Annotated in this window: 32 protein-coding genes and 2 pseudogenes; 24 read left to right on the top strand and 10 right to left on the bottom strand. The window is 71.1% G+C overall.

Translation table 11 applies throughout. The features are described from left to right. The first annotated feature begins 39 nt into the window (after positions 1–39). The 3 genes from AB0K82_RS22585 to AB0K82_RS22575 all read left to right on the top strand — a co-directional run bounded on the left by AB0K82_RS22585 (position 40) and on the right by AB0K82_RS22575 (position 1,401). Positions 40–372: a metalloregulator ArsR/SmtB family transcription factor gene (locus AB0K82_RS22585; RefSeq protein WP_364399744.1), complete on the top strand. Its 333-nt coding sequence runs from the start codon at positions 40–42 to the stop codon at positions 370–372. Between the two features lie 58 nt (positions 373–430). Next, on the top strand, positions 431–862 hold the full coding sequence (locus AB0K82_RS22580; RefSeq protein ID WP_364399741.1) for a VOC family protein: 432 nt from the start codon (positions 431–433) through the stop codon (positions 860–862). An 83-nt stretch (positions 863–945) separates the two neighbouring features. Continuing rightward, complete coding sequence (locus tag AB0K82_RS22575) at positions 946–1,401, top strand: MerR family transcriptional regulator (RefSeq protein ID WP_364399738.1); 456 nt, start codon at positions 946–948, stop codon at positions 1,399–1,401. 91 nt (positions 1,402–1,492) lie between these two features. On the opposite strand, the gene AB0K82_RS22570 is transcribed toward AB0K82_RS22575, so the two are convergent. Beyond that, positions 1,493–2,047, bottom strand: coding sequence for a TetR/AcrR family transcriptional regulator (locus AB0K82_RS22570; protein WP_364399735.1), 555 nt, complete (start codon positions 2,045–2,047; stop codon positions 1,493–1,495). A gap of 355 nt (positions 2,048–2,402) precedes the next feature. On the opposite strand from AB0K82_RS22570, the gene AB0K82_RS22565 reads away from it, so the two are divergent. From AB0K82_RS22565 to AB0K82_RS22555, 3 genes are read left to right on the top strand one after another with little or no spacing between them, the layout of a single operon-like run. Then, positions 2,403–3,017 carry a CatB-related O-acetyltransferase gene (locus AB0K82_RS22565; protein ID WP_364399732.1) on the top strand — a complete coding sequence of 205 codons (615 nt, stop codon included), beginning with the start codon at positions 2,403–2,405 and terminating at the stop codon, positions 3,015–3,017. Positions 3,018–3,056: 39 nt separating this feature from the next. Further along, positions 3,057–4,337 (top strand): erythromycin esterase family protein, encoded by a 1,281-nt coding sequence (locus tag AB0K82_RS22560; RefSeq protein ID WP_364399729.1) that lies wholly within the window; start codon positions 3,057–3,059, stop codon positions 4,335–4,337. A 3-nt stretch (positions 4,338–4,340) separates the two neighbouring features. After that, complete coding sequence (locus tag AB0K82_RS22555; protein WP_364399726.1) at positions 4,341–4,730, top strand: PPOX class F420-dependent oxidoreductase; 390 nt, start codon at positions 4,341–4,343, stop codon at positions 4,728–4,730. A 179-nt stretch (positions 4,731–4,909) separates the two neighbouring features. On the opposite strand, the gene AB0K82_RS22550 is transcribed toward AB0K82_RS22555, so the two are convergent. Both AB0K82_RS22550 and AB0K82_RS22545 read right to left on the bottom strand, forming a co-directional pair. After that, entirely contained in the window at positions 4,910–5,269 is a 360-nt protein-coding gene (locus tag AB0K82_RS22550) for a helix-turn-helix domain-containing protein (protein ID WP_364399723.1), read from the bottom strand. Beyond that, positions 5,253–5,633 (bottom strand): recombinase family protein, encoded by a 381-nt coding sequence (locus tag AB0K82_RS22545; protein ID WP_364399720.1) that lies wholly within the window; start codon positions 5,631–5,633, stop codon positions 5,253–5,255. Before AB0K82_RS22545 ends, AB0K82_RS22550 begins: the two co-directional genes overlap by 17 nt. A 359-nt stretch (positions 5,634–5,992) precedes the next feature. Here AB0K82_RS22545 and AB0K82_RS22540 point away from each other — a divergent pair. The 4 genes and pseudogenes from AB0K82_RS22540 to AB0K82_RS22525 form a co-directional block, all read left to right on the top strand. Next, a pseudogene (locus tag AB0K82_RS22540) lies at positions 5,993–6,469 on the top strand (FAD-dependent oxidoreductase); the annotation flags it as partial. Positions 6,470–6,513: 44 nt separating this feature from the next. Next, the gene (locus tag AB0K82_RS22535; protein WP_364399717.1) at positions 6,514–7,335 is read left to right on the top strand and encodes a BBE domain-containing protein; all 822 of its coding nucleotides are present in this window, start codon (positions 6,514–6,516) and stop codon (positions 7,333–7,335) included. 157 nt (positions 7,336–7,492) lie between these two features. Next, positions 7,493–8,380, top strand: a complete 888-nt coding sequence (locus AB0K82_RS22530) for an LLM class flavin-dependent oxidoreductase (RefSeq protein WP_364399714.1) — start codon at positions 7,493–7,495, stop codon at positions 8,378–8,380. Beyond that, the gene (locus AB0K82_RS22525) at positions 8,377–8,691 is read left to right on the top strand and encodes a helix-hairpin-helix domain-containing protein (RefSeq protein WP_364399711.1); all 315 of its coding nucleotides are present in this window, start codon (positions 8,377–8,379) and stop codon (positions 8,689–8,691) included. Before AB0K82_RS22530 ends, AB0K82_RS22525 begins: the two co-directional genes overlap by 4 nt. Positions 8,692–8,849: 158 nt before the next feature. On the opposite strand, the gene AB0K82_RS22520 is transcribed toward AB0K82_RS22525, so the two are convergent. Further along, positions 8,850–9,320, bottom strand: a complete 471-nt coding sequence (locus tag AB0K82_RS22520; protein WP_364399708.1) for a sigma factor — start codon at positions 9,318–9,320, stop codon at positions 8,850–8,852. Positions 9,321–9,457: 137 nt separating this feature from the next. Here AB0K82_RS22520 and AB0K82_RS22515 point away from each other — a divergent pair, with 137 nt between their 5' ends. From AB0K82_RS22515 to AB0K82_RS22495, 5 genes are all read left to right on the top strand, one after another. Continuing rightward, positions 9,458–9,913, top strand: a complete 456-nt coding sequence (locus AB0K82_RS22515) for a carboxymuconolactone decarboxylase family protein (protein WP_364399705.1) — start codon at positions 9,458–9,460, stop codon at positions 9,911–9,913. 189 nt (positions 9,914–10,102) lie between these two features. Further along, positions 10,103–10,495: a GntR family transcriptional regulator gene (locus AB0K82_RS22510; protein ID WP_364399703.1), complete on the top strand. Its 393-nt coding sequence runs from the start codon at positions 10,103–10,105 to the stop codon at positions 10,493–10,495. Then, complete coding sequence (locus tag AB0K82_RS22505) at positions 10,492–11,397, top strand: ABC transporter ATP-binding protein (RefSeq protein WP_364399700.1); 906 nt, start codon at positions 10,492–10,494, stop codon at positions 11,395–11,397. Before AB0K82_RS22510 ends, AB0K82_RS22505 begins: the two co-directional genes overlap by 4 nt. After that, positions 11,394–12,362, top strand: a complete 969-nt coding sequence (locus AB0K82_RS22500) for a hypothetical protein (protein WP_364399697.1) — start codon at positions 11,394–11,396, stop codon at positions 12,360–12,362. The genes AB0K82_RS22505 and AB0K82_RS22500 overlap by 4 nt, the downstream gene beginning before the upstream one ends. Before the next feature lie 134 nt (positions 12,363–12,496). Further along, complete coding sequence (locus AB0K82_RS22495) at positions 12,497–13,192, top strand: haloacid dehalogenase-like hydrolase (protein WP_364399694.1); 696 nt, start codon at positions 12,497–12,499, stop codon at positions 13,190–13,192. 117 nt (positions 13,193–13,309) lie between these two features. Here the strand turns inward: AB0K82_RS22495 and AB0K82_RS22490 are convergent, their stop codons facing one another. Further along, on the bottom strand, positions 13,310–13,786 hold the full coding sequence (locus tag AB0K82_RS22490) for an Lrp/AsnC family transcriptional regulator (RefSeq protein ID WP_364399691.1): 477 nt from the start codon (positions 13,784–13,786) through the stop codon (positions 13,310–13,312). A 104-nt stretch (positions 13,787–13,890) separates the two neighbouring features. Here AB0K82_RS22490 and AB0K82_RS22485 point away from each other — a divergent pair, with 104 nt between their 5' ends. Together AB0K82_RS22485 and AB0K82_RS22480 are read left to right on the top strand one after the other, a co-directional pair. After that, entirely contained in the window at positions 13,891–14,886 is a 996-nt protein-coding gene (locus tag AB0K82_RS22485) for a DMT family transporter (RefSeq protein WP_364399688.1), read from the top strand. Next, complete coding sequence (locus tag AB0K82_RS22480) at positions 14,883–15,302, top strand: DUF2000 domain-containing protein (protein ID WP_364399685.1); 420 nt, start codon at positions 14,883–14,885, stop codon at positions 15,300–15,302. Before AB0K82_RS22485 ends, AB0K82_RS22480 begins: the two co-directional genes overlap by 4 nt. Before the next feature lie 183 nt (positions 15,303–15,485). On the opposite strand, the gene AB0K82_RS22475 is transcribed toward AB0K82_RS22480, so the two are convergent. Together AB0K82_RS22475 and AB0K82_RS22470 are read right to left on the bottom strand one after the other, a co-directional pair. Next, positions 15,486–16,805 carry an alpha-amylase family protein gene (locus tag AB0K82_RS22475; protein WP_364399682.1) on the bottom strand — a complete coding sequence of 440 codons (1,320 nt, stop codon included), beginning with the start codon at positions 16,803–16,805 and terminating at the stop codon, positions 15,486–15,488. Between the two features lie 11 nt (positions 16,806–16,816). Further along, positions 16,817–17,299: a MarR family transcriptional regulator gene (locus tag AB0K82_RS22470; RefSeq protein WP_364399679.1), complete on the bottom strand. Its 483-nt coding sequence runs from the start codon at positions 17,297–17,299 to the stop codon at positions 16,817–16,819. A 29-nt stretch (positions 17,300–17,328) separates the two neighbouring features. On the opposite strand from AB0K82_RS22470, the gene AB0K82_RS22465 reads away from it, so the two are divergent. Next, the gene (locus AB0K82_RS22465; RefSeq protein ID WP_364399676.1) at positions 17,329–18,972 is read left to right on the top strand and encodes an FUSC family protein; all 1,644 of its coding nucleotides are present in this window, start codon (positions 17,329–17,331) and stop codon (positions 18,970–18,972) included. 59 nt (positions 18,973–19,031) lie between these two features. Here the strand turns inward: AB0K82_RS22465 and AB0K82_RS22460 are convergent, their stop codons facing one another. Beyond that, complete coding sequence (locus AB0K82_RS22460) at positions 19,032–19,214, bottom strand: hypothetical protein (RefSeq protein WP_364399673.1); 183 nt, start codon at positions 19,212–19,214, stop codon at positions 19,032–19,034. Positions 19,215–19,339: 125 nt separating this feature from the next. Here AB0K82_RS22460 and AB0K82_RS22455 point away from each other — a divergent pair. The 3 genes and pseudogenes from AB0K82_RS22455 to AB0K82_RS22445 form a co-directional block, all read left to right on the top strand. After that, a pseudogene (locus AB0K82_RS22455) lies at positions 19,340–19,564 on the top strand (helix-turn-helix transcriptional regulator); the annotation flags it as partial. Positions 19,565–19,711: 147 nt separating this feature from the next. Then, entirely contained in the window at positions 19,712–20,473 is a 762-nt protein-coding gene (locus AB0K82_RS22450; protein ID WP_364399976.1) for a hypothetical protein, read from the top strand. Next, a complete protein-coding gene (locus AB0K82_RS22445; RefSeq protein ID WP_364399974.1) occupies positions 20,416–20,778 on the top strand; it encodes a hypothetical protein in 363 nt (120 codons plus the stop codon). The genes AB0K82_RS22450 and AB0K82_RS22445 overlap by 58 nt, the downstream gene beginning before the upstream one ends. 77 nt (positions 20,779–20,855) lie before the next feature. On the opposite strand, the gene AB0K82_RS22440 is transcribed toward AB0K82_RS22445, so the two are convergent. Further along, positions 20,856–21,296 carry a nuclear transport factor 2 family protein gene (locus tag AB0K82_RS22440; protein WP_364399965.1) on the bottom strand — a complete coding sequence of 147 codons (441 nt, stop codon included), beginning with the start codon at positions 21,294–21,296 and terminating at the stop codon, positions 20,856–20,858. 261 nt (positions 21,297–21,557) lie between these two features. On the opposite strand from AB0K82_RS22440, the gene AB0K82_RS22435 reads away from it, so the two are divergent. Beyond that, positions 21,558–22,544: a DMT family transporter gene (locus AB0K82_RS22435; protein ID WP_364399670.1), complete on the top strand. Its 987-nt coding sequence runs from the start codon at positions 21,558–21,560 to the stop codon at positions 22,542–22,544. 139 nt (positions 22,545–22,683) lie between these two features. On the opposite strand, the gene AB0K82_RS22430 is transcribed toward AB0K82_RS22435, so the two are convergent. Further along, positions 22,684–24,033 (bottom strand): GAF domain-containing SpoIIE family protein phosphatase, encoded by a 1,350-nt coding sequence (locus tag AB0K82_RS22430; RefSeq protein ID WP_364399667.1) that lies wholly within the window; start codon positions 24,031–24,033, stop codon positions 22,684–22,686. 251 nt (positions 24,034–24,284) lie between these two features. Between AB0K82_RS22430 and AB0K82_RS22425 the strand changes: the two genes are divergently transcribed. Together AB0K82_RS22425 and AB0K82_RS22420 are read left to right on the top strand one after the other, a co-directional pair. Beyond that, positions 24,285–24,905: a YigZ family protein gene (locus AB0K82_RS22425; RefSeq protein WP_364399664.1), complete on the top strand. Its 621-nt coding sequence runs from the start codon at positions 24,285–24,287 to the stop codon at positions 24,903–24,905. A gap of 112 nt (positions 24,906–25,017) precedes the next feature. After that, positions 25,018–25,389: a VOC family protein gene (locus AB0K82_RS22420; RefSeq protein ID WP_364399661.1), complete on the top strand. Its 372-nt coding sequence runs from the start codon at positions 25,018–25,020 to the stop codon at positions 25,387–25,389. Positions 25,390–25,525 lie beyond the last annotated feature (136 nt).

The raw sequence follows: 25,525 nt of genomic DNA, 5'->3' as shown, positions 1-25,525 counted from the left end.
CTACTCCGGCCCGGTCGATTGTTCAACTATTATCGAACCATGCAGTCCGGATCGACACGTGAGCTCGCCCATCCCGACGCTGCGGACTTCGTCCTGACGGACGTGCTGTTCGCGCTCAGCGATCCGGCGCGCCTGGAGATCACCCGCCGCCTCGCCGAGGGACCCCTGGAGGTCGCGGCCTGCCAGCCCACCGGCGGCGACCTCCCCAAGTCGACCCTGTCCCACCACCTGAAGACACTGCGCGAGGCCGGCGTCGTCCGCAACGTCCCGCACGGCCGGCGGCGCTACGTCAGCCTGCGCCGCGACGACCTGGAGCGGCGCTTCCCCGGCCTCCTCGCCGCCGTCCTGCCCGCGGCCCCCACCGGCGAATGACCGCCTGACCACCCATTACAGTGTCGCCCGCTGCCGCCAACGGAAGGACGACCCCGCCGTGTCCACGCTCGACTCCTCGATCCCGCGGTTCCACCTGGCCATGCCCGTCGACGACCTGGACGCCGCCCGCGTCTTCTACGGCGAGGTCATCGGCTGCGCGCAGGGCCGCAGCGCCGACACCTGGATCGACTGGAACCTGCACGGCCACCAGTTCGTCACCCACCTGGCACCGCGCCGCGCCGAGCACGCGCACAACCCGGTCGACGGCCATGACGTCCCCGTGCCGCACTTCGGCCTGATCCTGACCATCCCGGAGTTCCACCGGCTCGCCGAGCGGTTCCGCGCGGCGGGCACCACGTTCGTCATCGAGCCCTACCTGCGGTTCGAGGGCCTGCCGGGCGAGCAGTGGACGATGTTCCTGCTGGACCCGGCGGGCAACGCGCTGGAGTTCAAGGCCTTCGCCGACGACGCGCAGGTCTTCGCCGTCTGAGCCGCCGCGCCGTGGCGGTGTCCACCGCCGGAGGCTCCATCTCGACGGTCGGCAGGTGAGGGCGGAGGCCTACGCTGGGCGGCATGCCGGATTCCGCATCCCTGTTGAGCATCGGACAGGTCGCCGAGCGAACGGGCCTGAGCGTGCACGCGCTGCGCTTCTACGAGCGCGAGGGCGTGCTGGTCGACCCGGTGCGGCGCGGCCCGGCCGGTCGCCGGGTCTACAGCGAGAACGACGTCGAGTGGCTGACCGTGTGCATCATCCTGCGGGCCTCCGGCATGCCGCTGCCGGCGATCCGCCGCTACACCGAACTCGTCCGCGAAGGGGACGGCAATGAGGAGGAGCGCCTGGCGCTCCTGCGCGCGCGTCACCGCCCAGATCGGCGACCTGGCCCGGTGCCTGGACCTGGTGAACCACAAGGTCGGCGTCTACGAGGACATCCTCACCGACCAGGCCGCCCCCTGCCGGCCGGCCTCGAGCGGACACTGATCCAGATCCTGGCGCGCACCACCGCCGTCCGCCCTGACCGGCACGCGTAGCCGGCGGCCGCCCGCCGGGCCGCCGGCACCCGCACTCGGCGCTCGGCATGTGCGGGCTGCTCCTGCTCGGCCGCGGGGCGGGCCGGGCCCGTCAGGTGTCGCCGGCCGGGGGCTCGGCGAAGGCGCCGGCGGACGCGGCGAGGGAGGCGGTTCTGGCCGCCTGGTCGGGCAGGTCCGGGTCGGGTGGCGTGCGGAGAAGCACCAGGTGGTGGTACAGGGGCGCGGTGGCGGCGATGAGCAGTCGCCGAGCGTCGGTACGCGGCGGTAGTTCGCCGCGCTGGACGGCCCGGCCGACGATGTTCTCGCAGCGGGCGTACCGGTCCTCCCAGAGCCGCCGTTGGGCGTGGTCGGCCTTCTCGGAGCGGAACGAGGCGGCGATCAGGGCCGCCATGATCGGCGGCTGGGCGGTCATGGCGGCCTGGATCTCATGGTTCAGCGCCGCCAGGTCGCCTTCCAGCGCGCCGGTGTCCGGGGGCTGCCAGTCGTCGTCGCTCGCCGCGTCGAGGACGTCGGCGAGCAGGCCTCCGACGTCTCCCCAGCGCCGGTACACCGTCGCGCGGTGCACGCCTGCGCGGGCGGCGACGGCGTCCATGGTGAGCCCGTCATAACCGTGCTCGCCGAGTTCCGCGAGGACCGCGTCGAGCACCTGCGTTCGGATACGTGCGGTGCGGCCTCCGGGGCGGCGTCGGGTCGGCGATGCCGGCGGGGTGTCCTCTGGCCGTGGTGCTGGGGAAGTCATCGCTGGTAGTCCGGTTGCTCAGTGGGCGGGTGACATGCCAGTATCTTAATGCAGCATTTGTCGCACTAGTAGTGTCTTCGGGTCGACGGTGGCGTCGGCCATCTCGCCCAGGACGGGCGGCTGCCGCCCGAGGCGACCGCCCACCCGGCCATACGGCTCGGCGTCCGCCGTGGCGCCTGACGCCCCAAGCCCGCGAACACCCCGTGCAGGAAGGAAACGACTGCTGATGCCGACCGCCCCCGACCCGACAGTGGTGCATCCGATGCCCGAGCAACCGCGGGTGGTGCTGCTCAAGCCGCTGATCACCTCACCGCTGATCGAGGTCGGAGAGTTCTCCTACTACGACGATCCGGATGATCCGACCGCCTTCCAGAGCCGTAACGTGCTGTACCACTACGGGCCGGAAAAACTGATCATCGGGAAGTTCTGCGCGCTGGCCGAGGGCGTGCGGTTCATCATGAACGGCGCCAACCACCGCATGGACGGTCCCTCGACGTTCCCCTTCCCGATCATGGGCGGTTCCTGGGCCGAGCACTTCGACCTCATCACCGGCCTGCCCGGGCGGGGCGACACCGTCGTCGGCAACGACGTCTGGCTCGGATACGGGGCCATGGTGATGCCCGGCGTCCGCATCGGCCACGGCGCGATCATCGCCTCCGGATCCGTCGTCGTCGACGACGTCCCCGACTACGGCATCGCCGGCGGCAACCCCGCCAGGCTCATCCGCCGCCGCTACAGCGACGCCGACATCGGCCGCCTCCTGGCCCTGGCCTGGTGGGACTGGCCGCTCCAGCACATCACCGAGCACCTCCGCACGATCATGTCCGGGAGCATCGACGACCTGGAGAGCGCCGCGCCCGCGCTCCCGCATCGATGATCCACCCGCGTTCCGGCACCCGAGAATCGAGCTGTCAGCATGCCTGCTTCATCCGACCACAACCCGTTCGCCGGCTGGCTTCGCGGCCATGCCGTCCCGCTCACCCACCTCGACCCTGAGGCGCCGCTCGATGACCTGGAGCCGCTGCGCGACATCATCGGCGACGCCCGCGTGGTCGCGATCGGGGAGAACTCCCACTTCATCAGCGAGTTCGCGGCCATGCGCCGGCGCGTCCTGCGGTTCCTGGTCGAACGCTGTGGTTTCACCGTCCTGGCCTTCGAATACGGCTTCAGCGAAGGCTTCCCCCTCGACGCCTGGGCCCGGGGCGAGGGGACCGACGATGATCTGTCGGCCCATCTCGCCGAGACGATCCCCGTGGGAGTCGATGAGCCGCTGCGCTGGATGCGGAGCCACAACGCGACGGCCTCGAAGCCGGTGCGCTTCGCCGGGATCGACGTCCCGGCGGCCGGTGGATCCCTGCTTCCCGCCCTGGCCCCGGTCGCCGACTACCTCCGCCAGATCGATCCCGAGACCCTGCCGGCGATCCAGACGGCGATGCGGATCGCCGAATCGTTCGCCGGCGCCTCGGCGGCCTCGGCGGCACCGGCCTGGACCCGCCTGGCCACTGCCGAACAGGACACTCTCAGCGCGATCCTGATGCGCCTGCTCATCCGGTTCCGCGCCGTCGAACCGCTGTACGTCTCCCGCGGTGACCAGCGCGGCTACGACATCGCCCTGCGTCGCCTCGAAGCCGCCTGCCACGCGGACTACGGCTTCCGCGCCATGGCCGACCTCTTCGCCGGAAGCGGCCTGACCGCCGACACCTCGGCCCGGGACGTCTACATGGCCGGGTCGGTCCGGTGGCACCTGGAACGTTCCGAACCCGGGACCCGCATCGTGCTGGCGGCCCACAACGCCCACATCCAGAAGACGTCGGTCTCGTTCAACGGTCACCTCACGGGGCTGCCGATGGGACAGCACCTGCACGGCGTTCTCGGCGATGAGTACTTCGCCCTCGCCCTGACGAGCGTCAACGGGCACACGGCCGACATGCGTCCCGACGAGAAGGCGCGCTTCGGGTTCGCCATCGACGACACCGCGCTGGAGCCGCCCGAGCGGGGAAGCATCGAAGCCGCCTTCGCCGACGCCGGCCTCGGGCTCAGCATCGCCGATCTTCGCCGGGCCCGTCCGGAGACCCCCGGCCCCGACCGCGTCCGGATTCAGAGCGCCTATCTGCACACCCCTGTCATCGACGCGTTCGACGGCGTCATCAACACCGCGACCTCCACCGTGATCGACGACGTTCGGCGGAAGGACTGACACATGATCTTCACCCAGGCCGAACTCGACTACCTGGCCACCCAGCCCGTCGGGCGGCTGGCCACCGTCTCGCCCGACGGGCAGGTGCAGAACAACCCGACCAACTTCGACCTCGACGCCGGTACCGGCACGATCTTCATCGGCGGGGGCGCGATGGGCCGGTCGAAGAAGTTCCGGAACGTCCAGCAGGGCAGCACGGTCGCGTTCGTCGTGGACGACCTGGCGACGATCGATCCCTGGGCGCCCCGGGGCATCGAGATCCGGGGCAAGGCAGTGGCGCTGACCGATCAGGAGCCACCCGTGCCCGGCATGTCCCGAGAGATGATCAAGATCACCCCCACCAAGATCGTCTCGTGGAACCTCGACGGACCGCGGGCGAGCCGCACGGTGTGAGGCACCACCCCGGGGCTCCCGCCCTCTCCGGGCGGCCAGGCCCCGAGCGCGGCCTCCGCCGCGCTCGGGGCCTGGCCGGAGCGTACGTCTCGGGCACCTGGGTGACGATCTCCACCCGAGGCCCCTTCACGGTCACGCCACCCATGACGGAACGACCTGGCCCAGCCAGGCCGGGTCGGTCAGTCCGCGGATCGCGGTGACCGCACCGTCCACGACCGTGAAGGCCATGACGGTGACCGGCCGTCCGCGAACGGTGATGAGAACGCCAGGGACGCCGTCCACGAGCACCGGATGCCCCAGCAGCTCTGCCCGGTCGGCGGCCCGTGGATGATGCGGTGGATGGTGGAACGGCCGACGCTGTACTCGGTCGCCAGGTCGGCCAGCGACACCTCGCCCTCGGCGTAACGGCGGCGGATGGACCGCCGCGCGGACTCGGGCAGTTTGGGCTGCCTGCCCTTGAGCTTGCCGTTCTTCTTGGCCAGCGCCATGCCCGCGCGCGTGCGCAGGTGACCGAGATTCGCCTCAAATTCGGCGACCATCGCCAGGGTCTGCAGGAACAGCCTGGCCGAACGGGTCGTTCCAGTCGTAGACCGACCCGCCCAGCCCGAACAGCACCTCCCGCTCGGACAGGTCGGTGAGGATCTGGTTGGCCTCGGCCATGTTGCGAGCGAACCGGTCGAACTTGGTCACGGTGAACACGCTGGCCGGCCACACCGCCGCCAGGGCCTGGTCCAGGCCGCCGCGGTTGCGGCGGGTGGTGCCGGAGAAACCCCGGTCGATGTAGATGCGATCGGCTGGGACGCCGAGACCGAGCAGCTGCTCGGTCTGGACGACGACGTCCTGCTCGTCGGTGGAACAGCGGGCGTACCCGACCCGGACGGCACCGGGAGCCGAAGCGTTCACGCCCTCAAGTGTTCCGGATAGCCCCCTGTCACCGGGACAGTTCGCGGAACACTCTTACGGAACACCTCGACCTGGGGCGCCGTCCGGGCTGGCCGGTGTTCTGGTAGGGGATCCCCTACCGGAACACCGGCCAGTGAACGAAAACTGCGCCCCAGGCTCTGCGGAACGAAAGATCCAAGGCAGCAGCACAGCTGGCCCGGCAGGACGCGCCTGGGCTGTGGAGCTGAGGAGACCGGCGAGGGCCGCGCGGGCAGGGTCGTTGGTTTCGGGCGGTGCGGAACGCGGGGCCGGTGACTTCGCCGGGCGCGGTGTCCGATTCCTTCAAGACCGCCGTCCACTGCGTGGTTACATTGACCTGCATGAACGTATTTCCAGACCAGATCTTTCGACCAGGTGAGCATGCGTATGACGAGGAGCGGACGGGGCTCAACCGGGCTGTGGAGTCGTGTCCGGCGTGTGTGGTCGGCGCGGTCGGCGAGCAGGACGTGGCCGCCGCCGTGCGGATGGCGGTGGCGCAGGGCCGGGCCGTCGGCGTGATGGCCACCGGCCACAGCCCTTCGGTGGCGGCGGACGGCGCCGTGCTGATCAACACCGGGCGGATGAACGGTGTCGAGGTGAACCCCCGGACCAGGTCCGCCTGGGTGGAGGCGGGGACGCGGTGGCGGCAGGTCGTGGAGCGGGCCGCCCCGCACGGCCTGGCCCCGTTCAACGGCTCCAGCCCCAACGTGGGCGCGGTCGGCTACACGACCGGTGGGGGCGCGGGCCTGCTCGGCCGCCGCTTCGGCTTCGCTGCCGATCACGTACGGCGGCTGCGCATGGTCACCGCCGACGGCCGTCTGCGCGAGGTCAGCCCCGGCAGCGACCCGATCTGTTCTGGGCGGTGCGCGGGGGCAAGGACAACTTCGGCGTCGTCGTCGGCATGGAGATCGAGCTGTTCTCGGTGTCGCGGCTGTACGGAGGCGGCCTCTACTTCCCCGCCGACGCCACCGGCGACGTCCTGCACGCCTACACCGAATGGACCCGTTCGCTGCCGGAGCACATGGCCTCCTCGGTGCTGCTGGCCCAGAACCCGGACCTGCCCGCGGTGCCGGCGCCGCTGCGCGGCAGGTTCGTCACGCATGTACGGATCGCCTTCAGTGACGCCGAAGGCGGACAGGAACTGATCCAGCCGCTGCGAGAGATCGGCCCCACCTTGATGGACACGGTGCGGGACATGCCCTACGCCGAGGTCGGCACCATCCATCACGAGCCCACCGATACCCCCTACGCGGCCTATGACCGCAACGTACTCCTGCGGGACATCGGCAAGGACGCGGTCGACACGCTCCTGGCCCACACCGGACCGGACGCGCAGCCGCCGTTCATCACCGAGCTGCGGCACTTCGACGGCGCCTACACCCGTCCGCCCGAGATCCCCAACTGCGTCGGCGGCAGGGACGCGGTGTTCTCCCTGTTCACCGGCGCGACGGCCGCCCCCGGGAGCCGGGAGGCGCGCGATCGGTTCCTGGCGGACATACGTCCCTGGAGCACTGGGGGCACCAACATCAACTTCGCCGGTATCGAGGACACCGACCCGGCCGTCGTCCGCACCGCCTATCGGCCCGGCGACTACACCCGCCTGACCGAGCTCAAAGCCGTCTACGACCCCGGCAACGTCTTCCGGATCAACTTCAACATCCCCCCGAAGGGGGCGCCGGCATGACGGCGCGGCCGGAACCGCAGGGCCCCGAGCCGTTCAGGACACGGCCCCGCTCCGACGCGGTGCGCAGGCGCCATCGCGGCGTCCTTGACGGTGACGCGGCCGCCCCCCACGGCACCTCATCCGAACCTGCACACAACCACAATCACGGGAGGAAGTCTTGCGAGTCGGAATCGGGCTGCCCGCCGCCGTGCCGGACACCGACGCCACGGTCATCGGGCGCTGGGCCGCGGAAAGCGAGGAGCGCGGCTTCGCCTCCCTGGGGGTGATCGACCGGCTGGTGTACGACAACCTGGACCCGCTGGTCACGCTGGCCGCCGCAGCGGCCCGCACCGAACGCATCGAGCTGCTGACCACCGTCCTCAACACCGGTTACCGCGGCAACCCCGTGCAGCTGGCCAAGCAGATCGACTCGCTGGAGCGGCTGTGCGCCGGACGGCTGACCGTGGGCCTGGGCATGGGCGGCTGGCCCGAGGACTACGCCGCCAGCGGTGCGCCGACGACCCGGCGCGGCGCCGCGTTCGAGGCCGGCCTCGCGGCGATGCGCGCCGTGTGGCGCGGCGAGACGACCGGAGCCTCCGGCCCGGTCCCCGCCCTCCCCGAAGGCCGCCCCGGACTGCTCCTGGCCGGTCTGGTACCCGCCGCGTTCGCTCGAGCCGCCCGCCTGTCCGACGGCTGGGTGGCCCCGTCCTTCGGCCTGCGAACCCTCGAACAGGGCGTCGAGGCCGTCCACCGGGAATGGGCCCGGGCCGCACGACCCGGAAGGCCGCGCATCATCGTCGAGCGCTACTTCTGCCTGGGACTCGGCGCGGCCCAGACTGCCGAAGCCTACGTGGCGCACTACTACGGCCCCGACTACCTTCCTCACATCCAGCCCGACCTGCTGACCGGCCCCGAGCGGCTACGCCTGGAGATCGACCGCCTAACCGCGGCGGGCGCCGACGACCTGGTACTGCTGCCCTGCTCGGGCGATCCCCGGCAGATCGGCCTGCTCGCCGACGCCCTCGACCAGACGCGCCGGACACCGGCCAAGGAGGCGACACCGTGAACTCCCACGACCGCAAGGACCCGGCCGGTTCCGACCTCACCGACCTGGTCAACGTCGGCCGGGCGGTGGCCGGCTACTTCGCACGCGTCGGGATCACCCGCAGCGCACAGCTGACAGGCAGGGACCCGATCGAACTGTACGCGCAGATGTCGGCCGCCGCCGGCGAGGCCCTGGACCCGTGCCTGCTCGACACCATCATGTCCGCCGTCGACCAAGCCGAAGGACGACCCGCCCGACCGTGGTGGCACTACACCCCAGAACGCAAACGGCTGCTTACTGCAATCAGACCCTCCACCAACAAAGACACCTAGACCAAGAGACGTGCCAGACCAGCCCCCTGCCCGGGCTCGGGACCCAGTCGGGGGGCCAGGCAGCGTGTACGGCCGGTCACCTGCACCCGCCTTAAGCTACCGACAGGTACCGCCAATGGCGGTCCACAGATTCCCCAGCTCCTGATCGCGGCACCCCTTCACGTCTGCGACCAGCTAAAAGGGGCCCAGAGGAGGTGAATAGCACCCCCGACCACCTGCTTTCTGGCGTATTCCGGCCGCCCCCGAACGACACCCGTTCCGCCGGCGTGAGGGCGTCCATGACGACGTACAGCGCGAGGCCGACGGACTCGGCGAGCACGGCCTCCTCCGCGGGGTCGATTCGGGAGTTCGATCGCCTCCCCGGGGAGTGCGCCGACGTGAAGTTCGAGGGACTGCTCGCCCCGCGCCCCGCGCCTGCGGAGCGCGTCCAGGCAGATCCGACTCGTCACCGTGGTGAGCCAGCCGCGCAGGTCCTCAATGCCGCCACGGCCGGAGCGCGCGAGCCGCAGCCACGCCTCCTGGACGGCGTCATCCGCGTCGGCGTGCGAGCCGAGCATGCGGAACGCGATCGCGTGAAGATACGAGCGCTGTGTCTCGAACTCCGCGGCGAGCTCTTCCTCTTCGGTCACGGTTCTCCTTGGCGTACGGCGGTGTCACCACCAGGACGCATCGCGCGCCGGTGAGGTAACTCCCGGACCGGCGTTACCTTCCGCCGCGGCCGGACGGCGTAGTGCCGTTCACCGATCCACGGTTCCCTGGAGGAGAGATGGCAGCACGCATCCAGAACGCGGCGGGCGGACCCGACATCACACCGGCCGTCCAGCACCTTTTCACGGAGGTGTACGCCAGCGGCGTACCGCGTCAGACGCTTGAGCTCGTGCATCTGCGCGCGAGCCAGATCAACGGCTGCAGCGCCTGTGTCGACGCCGGCGCCACGCGCGCGGCCAAGGCCGGTGTCAGCCCCGAGAAGCTGTACGCCCTCGCCGCCTGGTACGAGAACCCGCTCTTCGACGACGCCGAGCGGGCCGCGCTCGCGCCCGCCGAGGCCGCGACCAGGCTCTCCGACCGGCCCGGCGCGGTCACCGACGAGATCTGGGCCGAGGCCGTTCGGCATTACGACCAGCGGCAGCTCGCAGCCCTGGTGCTCATGGTGGCGATCACCAACTTCTTCAACCGCATCAACACGACCCTCCGGATCCCTGCCGGGACCAGATGGGACTGACCGCCACCACCCCGGGGCGGCGACCACTTTCCGATCGCCGCCCCGCTCGTGGTCAGCCGTTCCCCGGCTGCTGCTCGGTGTCGACGGCGGGATCCGTCCGTGCGAACCGCCCGGATCCGACTGGTTCTTCTTGACGGAGGCGTACACATAGGCCAATACTCTAGTTAGTTAGATGATTAGGTGGATCAGATGATCAGTTTTCGAATCGAGGGCCGGACCGGGGTGCCGCCGTATCTGCAGATCGTCCAGCAGGTGCGGCAGGCGCTGCGAATGGGCCTGCTGGCGCCCGGTGACCAGTTGCCGACGGTCAAGGAGGTCGTCGGTGAGGTGGCGGTCAATCCCAACACGGTGCTGAAGGCCTACCGCGAGCTGGAACGGGACGGGCTGGTGGAAGGGCGTGCCGGTCAGGGCACGTTCGTGGTCGGCCGTCCGGCCGGGCCGCCGCCGGGCACGCACACCCGGCTGGGGCGCAGCCTGGCCCGGTGGGTGGCCGAGGCGCGTGAGGCCGGGCTCGACGACGAGGCGATGGAGTCGCTGCTGCGCATCACACTGCGGGCGGCCGAGGAGGAAGGAGTGGCATGAGCATGGAACAACCCCTCGCCGTGGAGACCCATGGGCTGACCAAACGGTTCCGCGCCAAGACGGCACTGGAGGACTGCGACATCGAGGTGCCGGCAGGCCGGGTGTCGGCGCTGATCGGGCCGAACGGGGCCGGGAAGACCACGCTGCTGCGGGTGCTGTGCGGCCTGGCCCGCCCGAGCGAGGGTGAGGCCGCGGTACTGGGCCGCCGCCCCGACCCCGACGACGCGGCGTTCCTGGCCGACATCGGCTTCCTGGCCCAGGACATCCCGTTGTACCGGCGGATGACCGCCGCCGGCCACATCGCGCTCGGCGGCCACCTCAACGCCCGATGGGACGCAGACGCGGCCCGGGAGCGAATGGGTGCGCTGGGCATCGCGCTGGACCGGCCGGTGGCGACGCTGTCAGGTGGACAGCGCACCCAGCTGGCGCTGGCGCTCACGCTGGCCAAGAAGCCGCGCGTACTGCTGCTCGACGAACCGGTGGCCGCGCTGGACCCGCTCGCCCGCCACCAGTTCCTCGCCTCACTCACCGAGGCGGTCGCCGACGGCGACTTGACCGTACTGATGTCATCGCACCTGGTGCATGACCTGGAACGGGTCTGCGACCACCTGATCCTGCTCGATTCCTCCCGCCTCCGCCTGGCCGGCGACATCGACGACATCCTGGCCCAGCACCGGATCCTGATGGGGCCGCGCCGCGACATCACGGCGATCGAACGCGACCACACGGTAGTCAAGACCACCCACACCGCCCGGCAGAGCACCCTGCTGGTGCGCCTGAACGGCCCGCTGCACGACCCCCGCTGGGAGGTGGCCGAGCCGGACCTGGAGGAGTTGATCCTCGCCTACATGGGCCTTAGCGGTAGGCCCGCCCCGCTTGCGACGACCGGAGAGGCCCGATGATCTGGCTCGTGTGGACGCAGTACCGCAGGCAGTTCACCTACACCGCCACCCTTGTGGGTGCGCTGGCGGTACTGCTGATCGTCACCGGCGCGGTGATGAACTCCGACTACCACTCGGCATTGGCCCACTGCGGCACCGCCGGAGACTGCGGCAACCTGGGACTGTTCCAGGGAAGTGGCTGGTCCGCGCTGACCACGGCGGTGCCGCTGACCGTCGGCGTGCCGATCCTGCTGGGAGTCTTCTGGGGCGCTCCGCTGGTGGCCGGGGAGTACGAGCAGGGCACCCAGCAGTTCGTCTGGACCCAATCGATACCCCGCCGGCGATGGCTGCTGACGAAGATCGGCTGGGCGCTGTCGGCGGCCGCCGTGTGGGGCTCGGTCGTTGCCGCGTCGGTGACCTGGTGGTCGCGAACCGAGAACGCGCTCAACCACCACCGGTTCGACCCGTTCAAGTTCGATGTGCAAGGCGTGGTCCCGGTCGCCTACGCAGTGTTCGCGGTGGCGCTGGGCATCGCGGCCGGAGCCGTGCTGCGGCGTACACTGCCGGCGCTGGGCGTGACCGTGGCCGGATTCACCACACTGCTGCTGGTGCTGCAGAGCTTCGTCCGGCCACATTATCTGCCGATGAAAACCGCGAACCTGCCGCTGTCGCGCCTGCACGGGGGGCTGCTCAGCGGCTCCTGGCAGTTCGGTGGACAGGTCCTCGATCCCACCGGTCAGGTCGTCGGCCACGTGATCGGCGGAAACGACTGGAACATCCAGCAGGCGATCCCGGCCAACTGCGTCTTGAACAACCCCGACAGCGTGCGACAGTGCCTGTCCGCCGACGGATATCGCATGGTCGTGCACTACCAGCCGGCATCCCGATACTGGACCTTCCAGTTCATCGAAGCGGGACTCTTCCTCGCCCTCGCCGCCGTCCTCGTCCTGATCGCCTACCGAGCCATCAGCAGGCGAGACGCCTGACACATCGGCAACTACCGGCCGGGTCTTTCATAGGTGAGCGGCGACGACTTCCTTCGCGCGGAAACGGGGGTCGACCGGCATCGGAACGAAAATGCAAGGCCCCAGGACTGTTCGCACGGCGAAAGGAGCGGGTTGTGAGGGAGCACCGTGACGGGTGGAAGGTCGTTTCCGACCCGTCGGCATGGGACGGCATAGTCTTCGTCGACATTGACGGCACCCTCGTACCCGCCCCCGGCTCTGCTGTCCACGTAGCCCGATATCTGGGCACGGAGGAGGAGATGGCCAAGGCCGAGGCAGCCTACGCGGCCGGTCAATTGACCAACCCCGAGATCGCGGCGGTGGACGCCCTCGCATGGGCGGACCGCACCGAACGGGAGATCGACGACTGGCTGACTCAACTGCCGCTCGTCGACGGGATCGCGGAGACAGTCCAGTGGTGCCGTGCTCATCGTCTGCTACCGGTACTGGCCACCCTGGCCTGGCAGCCGATCGGGAAGCATCTCGGGAAGAGGTTCGGGTTCGCCGCCTACTGCGGACCTGAGCTGGAAATCCTCAACGGGTCCTTCACCGGCCGAGTGCGGGCCACCTTCGATGAGTTCGGTAAACGCGACTTCGCGCTGCGCTACGCGGAGAACCTCGGCTTCGGCCCGTCCCAGTGCGCCGCCATCGGCGACAGCCGGTCGGACCTGCCGCTGTTCGACGAAGTCGGCCTCGGTGTCGCCTTCAACGCGGACCAGCAGGCGCGTGACAGGGCCTCGACGACGGTGGACGGCGGGGACCTACGGGCCGTGACACCGCTTCTGGCGGATTGGCATCAGCGCATTCGTTGAAGCGCCCAGCCGGGTACGGCGCATGTCGTCATCCGTACCCCCGACCTGGGTGTTCGGGAGTCGTGACCGACGGGCGGCGGCGCGTGCGCCCGTAGTACCGGGCAGCGCGTCGACCTGTCATGATTCCTCCTCGCTCGGCAGGGGCACGATCACGGAACGCCGGACATGACTAAAGATCACCGAGGTCTGCACGTGCACGATCTCCCGCCGCTTGGTGAGGCGGTCCAGGATGAAGGCGCTGAGCTGATCGTTGTCGGCCACCGCGATGTGCAGCAGGAAGTCGTCGCTGCCGGACATGACGAAGTACGACAGTACTTCCGGCAGGCTCGCCACGAAGGCCTGGAACGACTCGATCACCGTGCGGTCCGGTGGGCGCAACTGCACGGCCACCATCGCCTGGGTGCCACGGCCGATCTTCCGCAGGTCCACCTCGGCGTGCCGACCACGCAGGATGCCGCGCTTGGTCAGCCTGCGGATGCGTTCCAGACAGGTGGACTGCGCCACGTGCAGGCGGGCGGCCAGCTCCTTGTTCGTCAGCTGGGCGTCCTCCTGCAGGAGCGTGAGCAGCGCCGTGTCAAGTTCGTCCAGCACCATCGCGAACACCTTGTTTCCGTGCAGAATTCGAGATTTTCGGTGAATTTCCGAACCTAGCACGACCATAGCCGGGAAGATCCGCAGTACCCGCTACCTTTGGCGTCATGCTCCTGTGTGACGGCGATCTCGCCGAACTCACCGCCGCGGCACGCCCCGCGAAACCCGTGCGCCGACGCGGGCGCACCCTGGCGGTCTCCTCCGTCCTGGCGGCAGCGCTGATCTGGAGCACGTCGTTCGCGGTCACCAAGGTGGCACTGGCGGAAATCCCGCCGATGACGATCGGCGCGATCCGGTTCAGCCTCGCCGCCCTCATCCTGGCCGCAGTGGTCCACACCAGGCGGGACCGGCGGCTGCCGACGGTCCGGCAGCGGTTGTTCATCGGCCTGGCCGGGCTGCTGGGCATCGCAGCGTACTTCGCCGTGGAGAACCTCGGCGTCGACCTGGCGACGGCCTCCGACGCGACGCTGATCGTCGCCTCGTACCCGATCATCACCCTGGCCCTCGAGTTGGTCATGCGGCGGGCCATGCTGTCGGTCGTCCGGCTGGCCGGCATGGTCATCGCCATCGGCGGGGTCTGGCTGGTGGTGCGGGGCGGGACGGGCGGTGACCTCGCGAACCGGTTGTGGGGCGACACGTTGCTGATCCTTGGCGGGCTCGTCTGGGCCGGGTACAACCTGGTGGCGCAGCACGACGCCTCGGGCGCCTCGCCGGTCGTGGTGACGTACTACCAGACGCTGGCCGGAGCGCTCGCTTTCATCGCGATGTCGCTGTTCGAAACGGACCGCTGGGTCTGGCCGTCACCGGCCAACCTCGGCCGCATGCTGTTCCTGGCCGGGCTTTGCTCGGTGGCCGCGTTCCTTCTCTACAACCACGGATTGCGCGGGCTGTCGCCCAGCGTGGCGGTCAACATGCTCAACATCGTCCCGGTGGCGGGCCTGGTGTGGGCGGCGTCGCTGGCCGGGGAAGCCGTCGGCGTGCAACAGATCATCGGCGGTGCCGTCGTCATCGTCGGCGTGGTATCCGGCCTGTACCAGCGAAAGAGCGACAGGCCCACGGCAGTATCGAACGCGGCAAGATCAAACACAGAGGGCAACGCATGACAAACCGGCCAGAGTTCAAGTGCGCGATCGTGGTCAGCGCCGAGCTGCCCACGGGACTCGCGGTCAACGCGGCGAGTGTGCTCTCGCTGACCATGGGGCACCGCGTCGAGGGACTCGTCGGCGTGGACGTGAAGGACGCCGATGGCGTGGCCCATCCCGGCATCATCTACACCCCGCTGCCGATCCTGGTGGCGCCGCGCGAGCAGGTCGGCACCATCGTGCAGACCGCGGCCGCGCAGGACGGGATGTTCTTCGTCGGCTTCAGTTCCCTCGCCCAGGGTTGCAGGACATACGAGGAATACATCGACAAGATGGCGGCCACCCCGACCGCCCAACTGGCCAGTGTCGGTGTCGGCCTGTACGGCCCGCGCAAGCAGGTCAACAAGCTCGTCGGCTCGCTGCCGCTATTCCGCTGAGATCAGACCTGCCGTCCGTACTCCGCCGTTGACCTCGGCCGGACGTGTGGTGCTCACCGGCGCCGCGGGGGCTGTTCCGCCGACGACGCCGCCCACTCGCCGGAATGCCCGTCGCCCCCATCACTTAAAGAACTCAACGGGCACAACCGTGCAAGTAGGCGCACCCGCCCATACCCATAGCGATCAGATGGTTACGCGCACCGGTCGGCCGCCTGAGGTGGCGATCGCCCAGCCCTGCGGGGGCAGGCTCACCCGTCCTTCGTGGATCCGCCCGCCGCCCGCGGCGTGCGCCCAGCCGCCGGGCGGCAGGGGGAGCTCGGCGGGCCGGTCGGCGGCGTTGAGGGCGACCGCCACGGCCTCGCCGTCGTGACCGGCGGTGTAGACGATCGCGGTGTTGGTCAGCGTCGTCACCTCGGTACGGGCGCGGACCAGCCACGGGTGCCGCCGCCGGAACCCGATGAGGTCCTGGTGGAGCCGGTGGTGGGAGCGGCCGTGCCCGGCCAGGCCCGCCGGATCGTCGGGGAAGACGGGACGGATCGCGTCGTCGCCGCCCTCGCGGTCCTCCTTGACCCCCTGGAACGCCTGCTCGTCCCCGGAGTAGATCGCGGGGATCCCGCCGACCGTGCACAGGATCACCAAGGCGTGCTCCCAGTGACGGGGCTCGCTCAGCCGGCTGGCGATCCGCGTGACGTCGTGGTTGCCGACGAAGGTGTGGGGCGCGAAGGTCTCCAGCAGGGCGTTGTGCCGTTTCAGGGCCCAGGCCAGCTCGAACAGGTTCCGGTCGTTGAGCGAGCTCCAGACCGCCTTCCACAGCTCGTACTGCGTGACCGAGTCCAGCCCGCCCTCGGTGACGTAGGAGGCGTAGTCGCCGTGGATGACCTCGCCCATCAGCCACGCGTCGGGGAACCGCGCCCGGACCCGGTCGGTGACGGTGCGCCAGAACGGCGCCGGCACGGCGTAGGCGGCGTCCAGCCGCCAGCCGGACACGCCCCGCTCCAGCCAGTGCGTCATCACGCCGGTGACGTAGTCGGCGACCTCGGGTTCGTCGTGGTTGAGCGCGACGAGCCGGTGGTGGCCCTCGAAGGTCGCGTAGTCGCCGTCGGGCGCAGGGCGGAACCAGGAGGCGTACCGTGAGCGCGGCCCGTGCGCGACGGCGTCGGCGAAGGCGGGGAAACCCCGGCCGACGTGGTTGAACACCCCGTCCAGCAGCACCCGCACCCCGCGTTCGGACGCCTGCTCGACGAGCCGGAGCAGGTCCTCCTCGGTGCCCAGCCGCGAATCGACGCGGAAGTGGTCGACGGTGTCGTAGCCGTGGGTCTGGGAGGCGAACACCGGCCCGAGCGCCAGCCCGTTGCAGCCCAGGGCGATCAGGTAGTCCAGCCAGTTCGCCACGCGGGACAGCCGAGGCACCGGCGGCGCGGACGGCGGCAGGGCCTGGCGTTCGGCGCCGGCGAACCCGAGCGGGTACACGTGCCACCAGACGGCGTGTTCGGACCAGTGCATGGGAGATCCCGTCAGTGCTCGGTGGGCCGGCCGCCCTGGCGGCCGGCGTGGGGGAGGTCGCCGGCGAGCCGGTCCATCAGCGTCCCGGCGAGCCGCAGGACCTGGCGTTCGGTGTCCGACAGCCCGGCCATCGCCGAGGCCAGCCACGCGTCGCGCTCGGCCATGTCACGGGCCAGCGCGGCAGTCCCCGCCGGGGTGATGGCCAGCACCGACTGCCGGCGATCGCGGTCGTCGCGGATCCGGGTGATCAGACCGGCCTGCTCCAGCTCGGCGAAGACCCGGGTGAGGGACTGCGGCCGCTGGTACTCGGCGGCGGCGAGCTCCCCGGCGGTGGCCGGGCCGTGCCGGTGCAGATGGCCCAGGACGCCGAGCTTGTTGGCGCTGAGCGCGTCGGGCGCACGCGCCGCGCGCAGCCGCCGCCCGAGCCGGGTGACGCCCTGACGCACCTGCGCGGCGCTCTCCCGGAGTTCGGTGTCCTCGTCCACCTTGCTCACATTACTACGCTATCACTTACGATTCCGCCATGAGCGACCGGCCACGACGCCACCACACTCCTCTGATCTCATACGCATCACGTAAGATTCGATGCTGGTCCGCCGCCGTCCGGCGCCTCGACCCGGATCTCGCGGCGCTGCGGGCGACCGCCGTCACCCTCGCCGCGACGCTGACCGCGTACGGGTCGGCGTCGCTGCTCGAGCACACCGCGCGCCTGCACGTCGACATCCTCATCCAGGCGGTCGCGCTGACACTGACCCTCTCGCGCACCGGACCCGGCGCCGACTCGGCCGACCGGATCATCACCCTGGCGGCCCTACCGCCCCTGGCGCTCGCGGCGGCCGAGACCTCCAGGCTCATGTCCGAACACCCCGCCGCCGGCGACGCGATGTTCACCGTCCTGCTCAGCACCACGATCGCGGTACGGCGGTTCGGGCCGCGCGCGACCAGGGCCGGGACCCTCGCGGTGCTGCCACTGATCGCCGTGCTCGTCGGGCAGGTCCCGGGCGTTCCCCCGCCCGGCCGCGACCAGGACCTGTGGGCGGCGATCGTCGCGCTGACCGCCGCGTTCTGGGCACTCACCGCCCGCTGGGCCGCGAACCGCACCGGGTTCACCCGCCCGGCCGCCGCGGCGTACACCCCGCCGGCGGCGGCCCGGGCGCCCGGGCGGCGGCCGTCCGCGAGCACGCGCATGAGCCTGCAGATGGCCGGTGCCGTCGGCGCCGCGTTCCTCGTGGGCCACCTGGCGTTCGCCGAGCACTGGACGTGGGTGGTGCTCACCGCGTTCGTCGTGTGCAGTGGGGCGCGGGGCCGCGCCGACGTCCTCCACAAGGGCGTGCTGCGCACCGCCGGCGCGGCGGCCGGCACCGTGGCCGCGACGGTGACCGCCGGCGCGTTCGGCCCACGCGACGCCCGCGCGATCATCGTGATCTTCGTCGTCCTGGCCGCGGCCACCTGGCTGCGGCACTTCGGCTACGCCTACTGGGCCGGGTGCGTCACCGCGGTCCTCGCCCTGCTGTACGGCTACTTCGGGCAATCCGCCGCCGACCTGCTGGCGACCCGGCTGACGGCGATCCTCCTCGGCGCCGTGCTGGGCGTCACGGCGTCCTGGCTGATCCTGCCGATCCGGTCCGTCGACGTGCTGCGCCGCCGGACCGCGGACGCGCTGGCCGTGCTCGGGGACTTCCTGGCCGCGGCGCGCCGGGACCCCGGGCGGCTGGCCGACGACCAGGTCAGGTTCGACGGCGCCGTACGGCGGCTCGAACAGATCGCGGGCCCGCTGCGCGCCCACCGCGGGCTCCGCCGCACCGTCCGCGGGCGCGGCTGCCCCGCCCGCTCTCATCCCGCCGACGCGATCGACACGGTGCGGCGGTTCGCCGAGCCGGTCCGCGCCATCGCGCGGTGCGCGGCCGAGCACCGCGCCGTGCTGGCCGCCCCCGACATCCTGCGCCTGAACGCCGCCGTCACCGCCGACCTGACCCGGGCCCGCCGCGCCGTCGGCCGCCGCCCCACGGGGCAGGGCACGGCCTCCCTCGGGGCGCCGGCGCCCACCACGCCGGCCTGCCCCGCCGACCGCGTACGCGCGGCGCTCATCGAACTGGACGCCGCCCTGCGGAACCTCGAGCGGATCTTCACCGGTCCGACGAACGCCTCCTGGGCGAACCGCCGCTGACGTCGGCCCTGCGAGCTGATCCGCACGATGTGACCCGGGCGGGGCGACGTGGGCCGGGGTCAGTGGTAGGCGGCGACGGCGGCGAAGTACAGGCCGAGGAAGGTGGCGGCCGCGCCTGCGCCCGTGATGATCGCGTTCGCCGTGCGGGTGCCGGCGGTGCGGGCGAGCAGGCCGGTGATGGTCGCGACGTTCAGGGCGAAGGACATGGCGAGCAGCAGGGACAGGATCTGGACCAGGCTCATGGGGATGGCTCCCGTCGGCTTCTTGGTGCGCGATGTGAAACGAATGACGAGAATGACAATCAGTCAGGCGGCGATTGTTCGGGAACGCCGGTGAACAATGGCGGAAGAATCCAAGCGGAGGCACCATGGCCGGGCGTCCACCCCGAGCACCTGGTGAAAGAGGCGATGAGGCCACCCGGGCCCTGATCGCGTGGTACCAGCGGGCCTTTGAGTCATCAGGCCTGGAGAGCCGTCAGTCCCTGGCGATACGCGCCGGTGTCGCTCCCGCTCGTGTTTCGGAGTTCTTCAGCGGAGCCCGATTTCCGTCCTGGCCCCTCGCTCAGCGGCTCGCGGCGGCACTGGGCCTGGACGAGGACGAGGCCCACCGGCGGTGGACCCGCTCTGCCAGGCTGCACCGGCAGGCTAGATCGGCGGCCGCCTCCGCCGCAGGAACGCGTCATGGCGCGCCGCCCGCGTTGCCAAGGGACGTCGCGGTCATCCTCGCCGCTCAAGAGGACATGAGTTCCGACCTGCCGTACGAACTGTTCGGCACCGACGCCCCCACGTTGGGTGAGGTCTATGTGCGAGAACGGGTGCGGGCCGATCGAGATGCGGACGGGCGGGCAGGCCGCCGTTCATCCGAGGTTCCGGCTATCGTCCCGGCCGGCGAGCTCGTCCTGAGACGGCGCCACGCCGTCGTCCTCGGCGCACCGGGAACGGGCAAGACGAGTATGGTCCAGCGGCTCGTCCATCGGTGGTCGCAGGCATGGCTGAAACCGGACGGCGAGTCGGTGCCGGATCAGCGGCTCCTCCGGCTGGTACCCGTGCGCGTCACGGCGGCCGACCTCACCGGGCAGGGCACGTTCCCCGAACTCCTTGCCGCGGCCCTCACCCGGCAGTTGGGGGCTCGTCTCGACACCATGCTGGATCCCGCGATGTTCGTCGACGGCCCGGCTCCCGGAGTCGACTGGCTGGTGTGCGTGGACGGCCTGGACGAGATCCTCGCCCCGGGTCGGCGGAAGAACGTGGTCCGGGCGCTGCGCTGGCGGATCGTCAACGGCGGATCTCACCGCTTCCTGGTCACGTCCCGCCCGCTCTTCCTCGCGGAGTTGCGCCCGCTGTATGAGGCCGGTGCCGCCGACGGCGAACTCCTGCCGTTCACCAATGACCAACTCAACTGGCGGACAGGGAGCCCGTCGCCGCCAGAGACGCGATCTTGGACGTGGCCGCGCGCACCGATGACGACGGCGTGCACTATGAGACCGTTCGGCTGCTCCTGAGCGAGGGTTGGCTGAAGGAGGCGTGCGACCATGTTCGCCGTCATGCCATGGGCCCGGGGATCGACTCTTTCTGGAGGAACGCGGTCGCCGGCATGATCGTGACCGCCCTGCCTCCAGACACGGCCCGTGACCTGGCGACCGTGCTCGCACAGGCAACGGACCCGGAAGACCGAGACCACGCATTCTGGACAGCCACCTGGGCCGGCGTCCTCGAAGACCTGCAACTCCTTCCGGTCGTCCTGGGGCGTCCCGAACGCTGGCCCACAGGATGGGGCGATGGTCCCTCCGAACGGCCGACCGGCTAGCCGGGAGCGACGCCGCCGCGCCCCGGCCCGCGGAGCCAGGTCGGGGGCGCGGCGGCGTCCCGGATGTCCAGGACTCCTCAGGGCTCGAGGTCCGTCACCCCCTTGCCGCTCGAGATGTCGCACGGGACGGAAGCCTGGTCGTGCACGATCAACCAATTCCCGTCGATCTTCCGGAAGCAGAAAGTGCCCCGGACCCACATGCCGTTCGTCGCCGTCCCGTTCTTCAGCGTGCCGCTGAGCCGGCCGAAGAGATGGCCGAACGCCACGTCATCGCCCACGGTGAGCGTCAGGTCGCGAACCTCATAATCCACTTCCTGGAACAACGCGAACGCGTTCGTCCAGTTCTTCAGTTTCGCGGCTATTCCCACATGCTGCAGCGGTGGCTCGACGTCGAAGGACACGACGTCCGTCGCGTAAAGCCGCTTCAGGCCCTCGAGGTCCTTGGCGCGGATTCCTTCGACGATGTTGTCGATCTGCTGCTTGATCTCGGTTTCGGCTACCTCGCGCTGCGCGGGCATCGCCACCCGTCCCTTCTGTTCGGTGCGGAATCTTGGCTTTTCACCAGTACGACGGCACAGCGCCGCGGAATGTCAGGCCCGCGGCCCTGCGCCCGGTTCCACCGAGCCGTACCACCCGGCCTCCCTGGCGGGATTCCTCGTTCGCCCGCCGCCTCGGCTCCGGGGCCCTGGATCCGCCTCTGGCATCATGACCGCGAGTCCGGCTAAATGGACACGAATCGGGCGTGATCCGGCGAGCGCGCCCTCAGACCAGGAGGTCGCTTGCTGGAGGACACCGCGCGACGGCGTGGCGCGATGGAGCACACGGTCGGCCTCATCCTCGCCGCCACGGCCGCCGTCCTGTGGGGGGTGGGCGGTGTCGCGGCCCAGGAGCTGTTCCAGCGGCACGGCATCGACCCGCGCTGGCTGGTCGCCGTGCGCATGACGGGAGCCGGGCTGCTGCTGCTGGCGGTCTTCCGCCCGGCCTGGCCGGGCCGGCAGACCCTGCGGCTTCTCGTCCTGGGCATCGTGGGAATGGCCGCGACCCAGTACACGTGGTTCGCGGCCATCGCGCACTCCGACGTCGCGACGGCCACGTTCCTGCAGTACAACGCCATCGCCATCACGGCCGGGTGGCAGATGCTGCGCGGTGAGATCCGCCCGACGCCGCGGCGGCTGGCGGCGCTGGCGGCCGCGGTGGTGGGCGTGGCCCTGCTCGTCCTGGGTCAGCGCGGCGGCCTCGCCGCCCTGCGGGTCAGTCCCCTCGGCGTCGTGTTCGGCCTGGCGTCCGCCGTCGCCTTCGCGTACTACATGCTCGCCTCGGCGCGCATGGTCCGGGTCCTCGGGTCCGGAGCGACCACGGCGTGGTCGCTGAGCTTCGCGAGCGTGCCCATGCTCGTGTGGTCTCCGCCCTGGCAGGCCCATCCGATCGGTGACGCGGTCACCGTGACCGCCCTGACCGGGGTCGTGGTCGTGGTGTCCACGGCGCTGGCCTTCAGCCTGTCCGTCGCCGGGCTGCGCCGCGTGACGGCCACCGAATCGGCCATCGTCAGCACGATCGAACCGGCCGTCGCCGGCCTGGCCGGGGCCCTGTTCCTCGGCGTACGGCTGCTGCTGCCGCAGTACCTCGGCGCCGCCCTGATCCTGGTCGCCGTGCTGCTGCTGACGGCCGCCGACCGGCCCGCGACGGTCGGCCCGCCACCGCGCCGACCCGATGACGACGCCGCCGCCCGCACCGGTTCCCGCCCGGTTCCGGACTCAGGGCGGTGAGCGTCCCGAGCAGACGACCGGCCCCACGGCGTACGTGCCCGTCCCGATCGGGCATCCGGGGCGGTGCGGTCTCCGTTCGGGGCGCGGCCACAGCCGGACGAGTGCAGACGGCCGCGCGGTACGGCCGCGCCGGCTCCGGTCAGGCGGGGATGCTGAGGGCGACCATGGCGATGTCGTCGTCGGCGGGATCGTCGAACGTGTCGACCAGGCCCCGCAGGCGTTCCATCAGGGCCGGCGCGGCGAGCCCGCCGCAGTCGGCCAGGAACGCGTGCAGCCCGTCCTCACCGAACCGGGTACCGCCGCGGTGGGCGTCGATCAGGCCGTCGGTGTGCAGCAGCAGCGTGTCACCGGCGGCCAGTTCCACGTGGACGTTGTCGAACACCGCGCCCTCGAGGCAGCCGATGATGGGCCCGCGCAGCTCCCGGCTCTCCAGCCGGCCGTCGGCGCGCAGCAGGATCAGCGGGGGGTGACCGCCCGCGGCGAGCGTGATGATCGCGCCGTCGGGGCCGGGACGCACGATCGCCGCCGCGGCGGTGCAGAACCACATCTCCGCGCCGCCGGGTCCGTACACGGCCTGGTCCAGTTTGATCGCCGCGTCCAGGCCCGTCAGCATCCGCGCGGGATTGGGGCGGGTGATCGCCTCGGTCCGCAGCGTGTAGCGGACCAGGGAGGTACGGCCGGCCGCCTGGGCGCCCTTGCCGACGACGTCGCCGATGAACAGGCCCCACCGCCGGCCGTGCTCGTCGAGCGGGAACAGGTCGTAGAAGTCCCCGCCGATCGGCTCGATCGCCGGCTGGTAGTGCGCGGCGATCTCACAGTGCGGCAGCTCGGGCAGGCCCGGGGGCAGCAGCGACCGCTGCAGGGCGTCGGCCAGGGCAGCCAGCTGGGTCTTCTCCCGCTCGGCGGTCTCGTGCACGGCGCGTTCGAGGGCGGCGGCGCGCAGCGCCGACAGCCGCAGCTCCAGGTGCTCCATGGCCAGGGCCGCCAGGTCGGCGAGCACGGTCAGCTTCTCCGAGGCGACCTCGCGCGGTCGAGGGCCCATGACGTTCACCGTTCCCAGGCGGTGCCCGTCGGCGGTCGTGATCGGCGCGGCCGCGTAGAACCGCACCCCGGGCTCGCCCGCCACCAGAGGGTGCCCCGCGGCGTGCGGGTCCCGCGTGGCGTCGGCGACGGCGTACGGCCCGGGCCGGGACACCGCCTCGGCGCACAGGCCCGGCTCGCGGCTCACCTGCGCGACGCCCGGCAGGCCGGACGAGGCGACGAACCACACCCGGTCCTCGTCGACGATCGTCACGTTCCCGATCGGCGCGTCCAGGACCCTGGCCGCCAGCGCGGCGACGCGATCCAGCACCGCGTCCGGCGGGGAGTCGAGGATCTGGTAGCGGCGGACGGCCGCGAGCCGCCCGCGTTCGCCGGTGTCCATGCTCGCCGGAGCCTCCGTGACCGGGATCGGCGGCAGGGACCCGTCCGGGACCTCGAACGATTCCATCAGCCGCGCTCCCTGTGCCGCCCGCCGTGGGCATGATCAAAGCGTGATCATCTCACATGTCCCGGCACCGGCCGTCCGGGCCGGCCGTTCCACTATGCCCGATGCGAATCACCACATCAGACACCGTGCGGGACACGATGGGGTTGCGGTCCGGCCCCGCCCGGCGACCCGGCACCGTTCGTCACGCTCGGTGACGAGCGCGGGCGGTGGTGCGGCCGTCTCGCCGGGCGCGCCCTACGGTGGGAGGTGACATGCGCACCATCAAGCACTCCGGTGTCCACGAGCTGGAGATCCGCCGGTCCCGGTTCATCTGCGCCCTGGCCCGCGTCCTCACCGAGGAGGAGGCGCAGGCGTTCATCGCCGCGCGCCGCCGCGCCCACCGGGACGCGACCCACAACTGCACCGCCTACGTCCTGGGCGAACACGGGGAGATCACCCGCAACAGCGACGACGGGGAACCGGCCGGGACCGCCGGCCTGCCCATGCTGGAGGTCCTGGGCCGCCGGGGCCTGACCGGCGTGGTCGCGGTGGTCACCCGCTACTTCGGGGGCGTCAAGCTCGGCGCGGGCGGCCTGGTCCGCGCCTACGGGCAGGCGGTCGCCGAGACGATCGACGCGGTGGGCGTCGTTGAGCGGCGCCCCGTCGTGACCGTCACCGTCACCGTCGGCCATGACCGGGCCGGCCGGCTCCAGCGGGACCTGCACGCCACCCCCTACCCGCCGGTCGGCGCCCGCTACGGCCCGAGCGCCGAGATCGACGTCGCGGTGCCGGAAGAGGAGCTCACGGCGTTCGACGCCTGGGTCGCGGCCGCCACCGGCGGACAGGCCGCCGTGCGGCGCGGCGCCCGGGCCCTCGTCGACGTCGAGGTCTGACGCCTCCCCGGTAACCGCCCGAGGCGATGACGATCCGCCGAAGATCCTGCCAGAAGATGTCAGGTATCACCGGAATGATCGACTCGTCACCAACGAAAGGAAGGGCGGCGTCATGACCGCGATCGCCTCTTTGGCCATGTTCAACTTCGACTGCGCCGACCCCGGCGCGCTCGCCGAGTTCTACCACGAGGTCCTCGGCATGCCGATCACCCATCGCGAAGGCGACTACGCGATGATCGGCGACGGCGTGACCAACATCGGCTTCGGGCGCGTCGAGGGCTACCGGCCGCCGAACTGGCCCGACGAGGACGCTTCCAAGCGCTACCACCTCGACCTGTACGCCGACGACCTGGAGGAGGCCGAGGCGCGCTGCGTGAAGCTGGGCGCCTCCCGCCCGGACTTCCAGCCGGGAGGCGAACGCTGGCGGGTCCTGCTGGACCCGGCCGGGCACCCCTTCTGCGTCTGCCCGCGCCCGGCCTCCTGACGACCCGACCACCCCGATGCGCGCCAGGCCGCGCGCGAAGACCCGGGAGCCGTGCCCGGGGGGGCGGGGCGCGCCCGGGCGCCCCCGCCCGGGGCGCCCGGGGACGCGGGGCGGAGGGGGCCGGGCCCACCCCCCC

This window comes from Actinoallomurus sp. NPDC052274 (assembly GCF_040679475.1).
Taxonomy (GTDB): Bacteria; Actinomycetota; Actinomycetes; order Streptosporangiales; family Streptosporangiaceae; genus Actinoallomurus; species Actinoallomurus liliacearum.
This window is presented reverse-complemented; position numbering and strand designations above follow the sequence as displayed.

What these genes read in the sequence shown, in the direction of transcription:
- AB0K82_RS22585 (WP_364399744.1), top strand. Translation starts at nt 40, where the DNA reads ATGCAGTCCGGATCGACACGTGAGCTCGCCCATCCCGACGCTGCGGAC.
- AB0K82_RS22575 (WP_364399738.1), top strand. Translation starts at nt 946, where the DNA reads ATGCCGGATTCCGCATCCCTGTTGAGCATCGGACAGGTCGCCGAGCGA.
- AB0K82_RS22565 (WP_364399732.1), top strand. Translation starts at nt 2,403, where the DNA reads ATGCCCGAGCAACCGCGGGTGGTGCTGCTCAAGCCGCTGATCACCTCA.
- AB0K82_RS22560 (WP_364399729.1), top strand. Translation starts at nt 3,057, where the DNA reads ATGCCTGCTTCATCCGACCACAACCCGTTCGCCGGCTGGCTTCGCGGC.
- AB0K82_RS22555 (WP_364399726.1), top strand. Translation starts at nt 4,341, where the DNA reads ATGATCTTCACCCAGGCCGAACTCGACTACCTGGCCACCCAGCCCGTC.
- AB0K82_RS22550 (WP_364399723.1), bottom strand. Translation starts at nt 5,269, where the DNA reads ATGGTCGCCGAATTTGAGGCGAATCTCGGTCACCTGCGCACGCGCGCG.
- AB0K82_RS22515 (WP_364399705.1), top strand. Translation starts at nt 9,458, where the DNA reads ATGGCAGCACGCATCCAGAACGCGGCGGGCGGACCCGACATCACACCG.
- AB0K82_RS22510 (WP_364399703.1), top strand. Translation starts at nt 10,103, where the DNA reads ATGATCAGTTTTCGAATCGAGGGCCGGACCGGGGTGCCGCCGTATCTG.
- AB0K82_RS22505 (WP_364399700.1), top strand. Translation starts at nt 10,492, where the DNA reads ATGAGCATGGAACAACCCCTCGCCGTGGAGACCCATGGGCTGACCAAA.
- AB0K82_RS22500 (WP_364399697.1), top strand. Translation starts at nt 11,394, where the DNA reads ATGATCTGGCTCGTGTGGACGCAGTACCGCAGGCAGTTCACCTACACC.
- AB0K82_RS22490 (WP_364399691.1), bottom strand. Translation starts at nt 13,786, where the DNA reads ATGGTGCTGGACGAACTTGACACGGCGCTGCTCACGCTCCTGCAGGAG.
- AB0K82_RS22485 (WP_364399688.1), top strand. Translation starts at nt 13,891, where the DNA reads ATGCTCCTGTGTGACGGCGATCTCGCCGAACTCACCGCCGCGGCACGC.
- AB0K82_RS22480 (WP_364399685.1), top strand. Translation starts at nt 14,883, where the DNA reads ATGACAAACCGGCCAGAGTTCAAGTGCGCGATCGTGGTCAGCGCCGAG.
- AB0K82_RS22475 (WP_364399682.1), bottom strand. Translation starts at nt 16,805, where the DNA reads ATGCACTGGTCCGAACACGCCGTCTGGTGGCACGTGTACCCGCTCGGG.
- AB0K82_RS22465 (WP_364399676.1), top strand. Translation starts at nt 17,329, where the DNA reads ATGAGCGACCGGCCACGACGCCACCACACTCCTCTGATCTCATACGCA.
- AB0K82_RS22460 (WP_364399673.1), bottom strand. Translation starts at nt 19,214, where the DNA reads ATGAGCCTGGTCCAGATCCTGTCCCTGCTGCTCGCCATGTCCTTCGCC.
- AB0K82_RS22450 (WP_364399976.1), top strand. Translation starts at nt 19,712, where the DNA reads ATGAGTTCCGACCTGCCGTACGAACTGTTCGGCACCGACGCCCCCACG.
- AB0K82_RS22440 (WP_364399965.1), bottom strand. Translation starts at nt 21,296, where the DNA reads ATGCCCGCGCAGCGCGAGGTAGCCGAAACCGAGATCAAGCAGCAGATC.
- AB0K82_RS22430 (WP_364399667.1), bottom strand. Translation starts at nt 24,033, where the DNA reads ATGGAATCGTTCGAGGTCCCGGACGGGTCCCTGCCGCCGATCCCGGTC.
- AB0K82_RS22425 (WP_364399664.1), top strand. Translation starts at nt 24,285, where the DNA reads ATGCGCACCATCAAGCACTCCGGTGTCCACGAGCTGGAGATCCGCCGG.
- AB0K82_RS22420 (WP_364399661.1), top strand. Translation starts at nt 25,018, where the DNA reads ATGACCGCGATCGCCTCTTTGGCCATGTTCAACTTCGACTGCGCCGAC.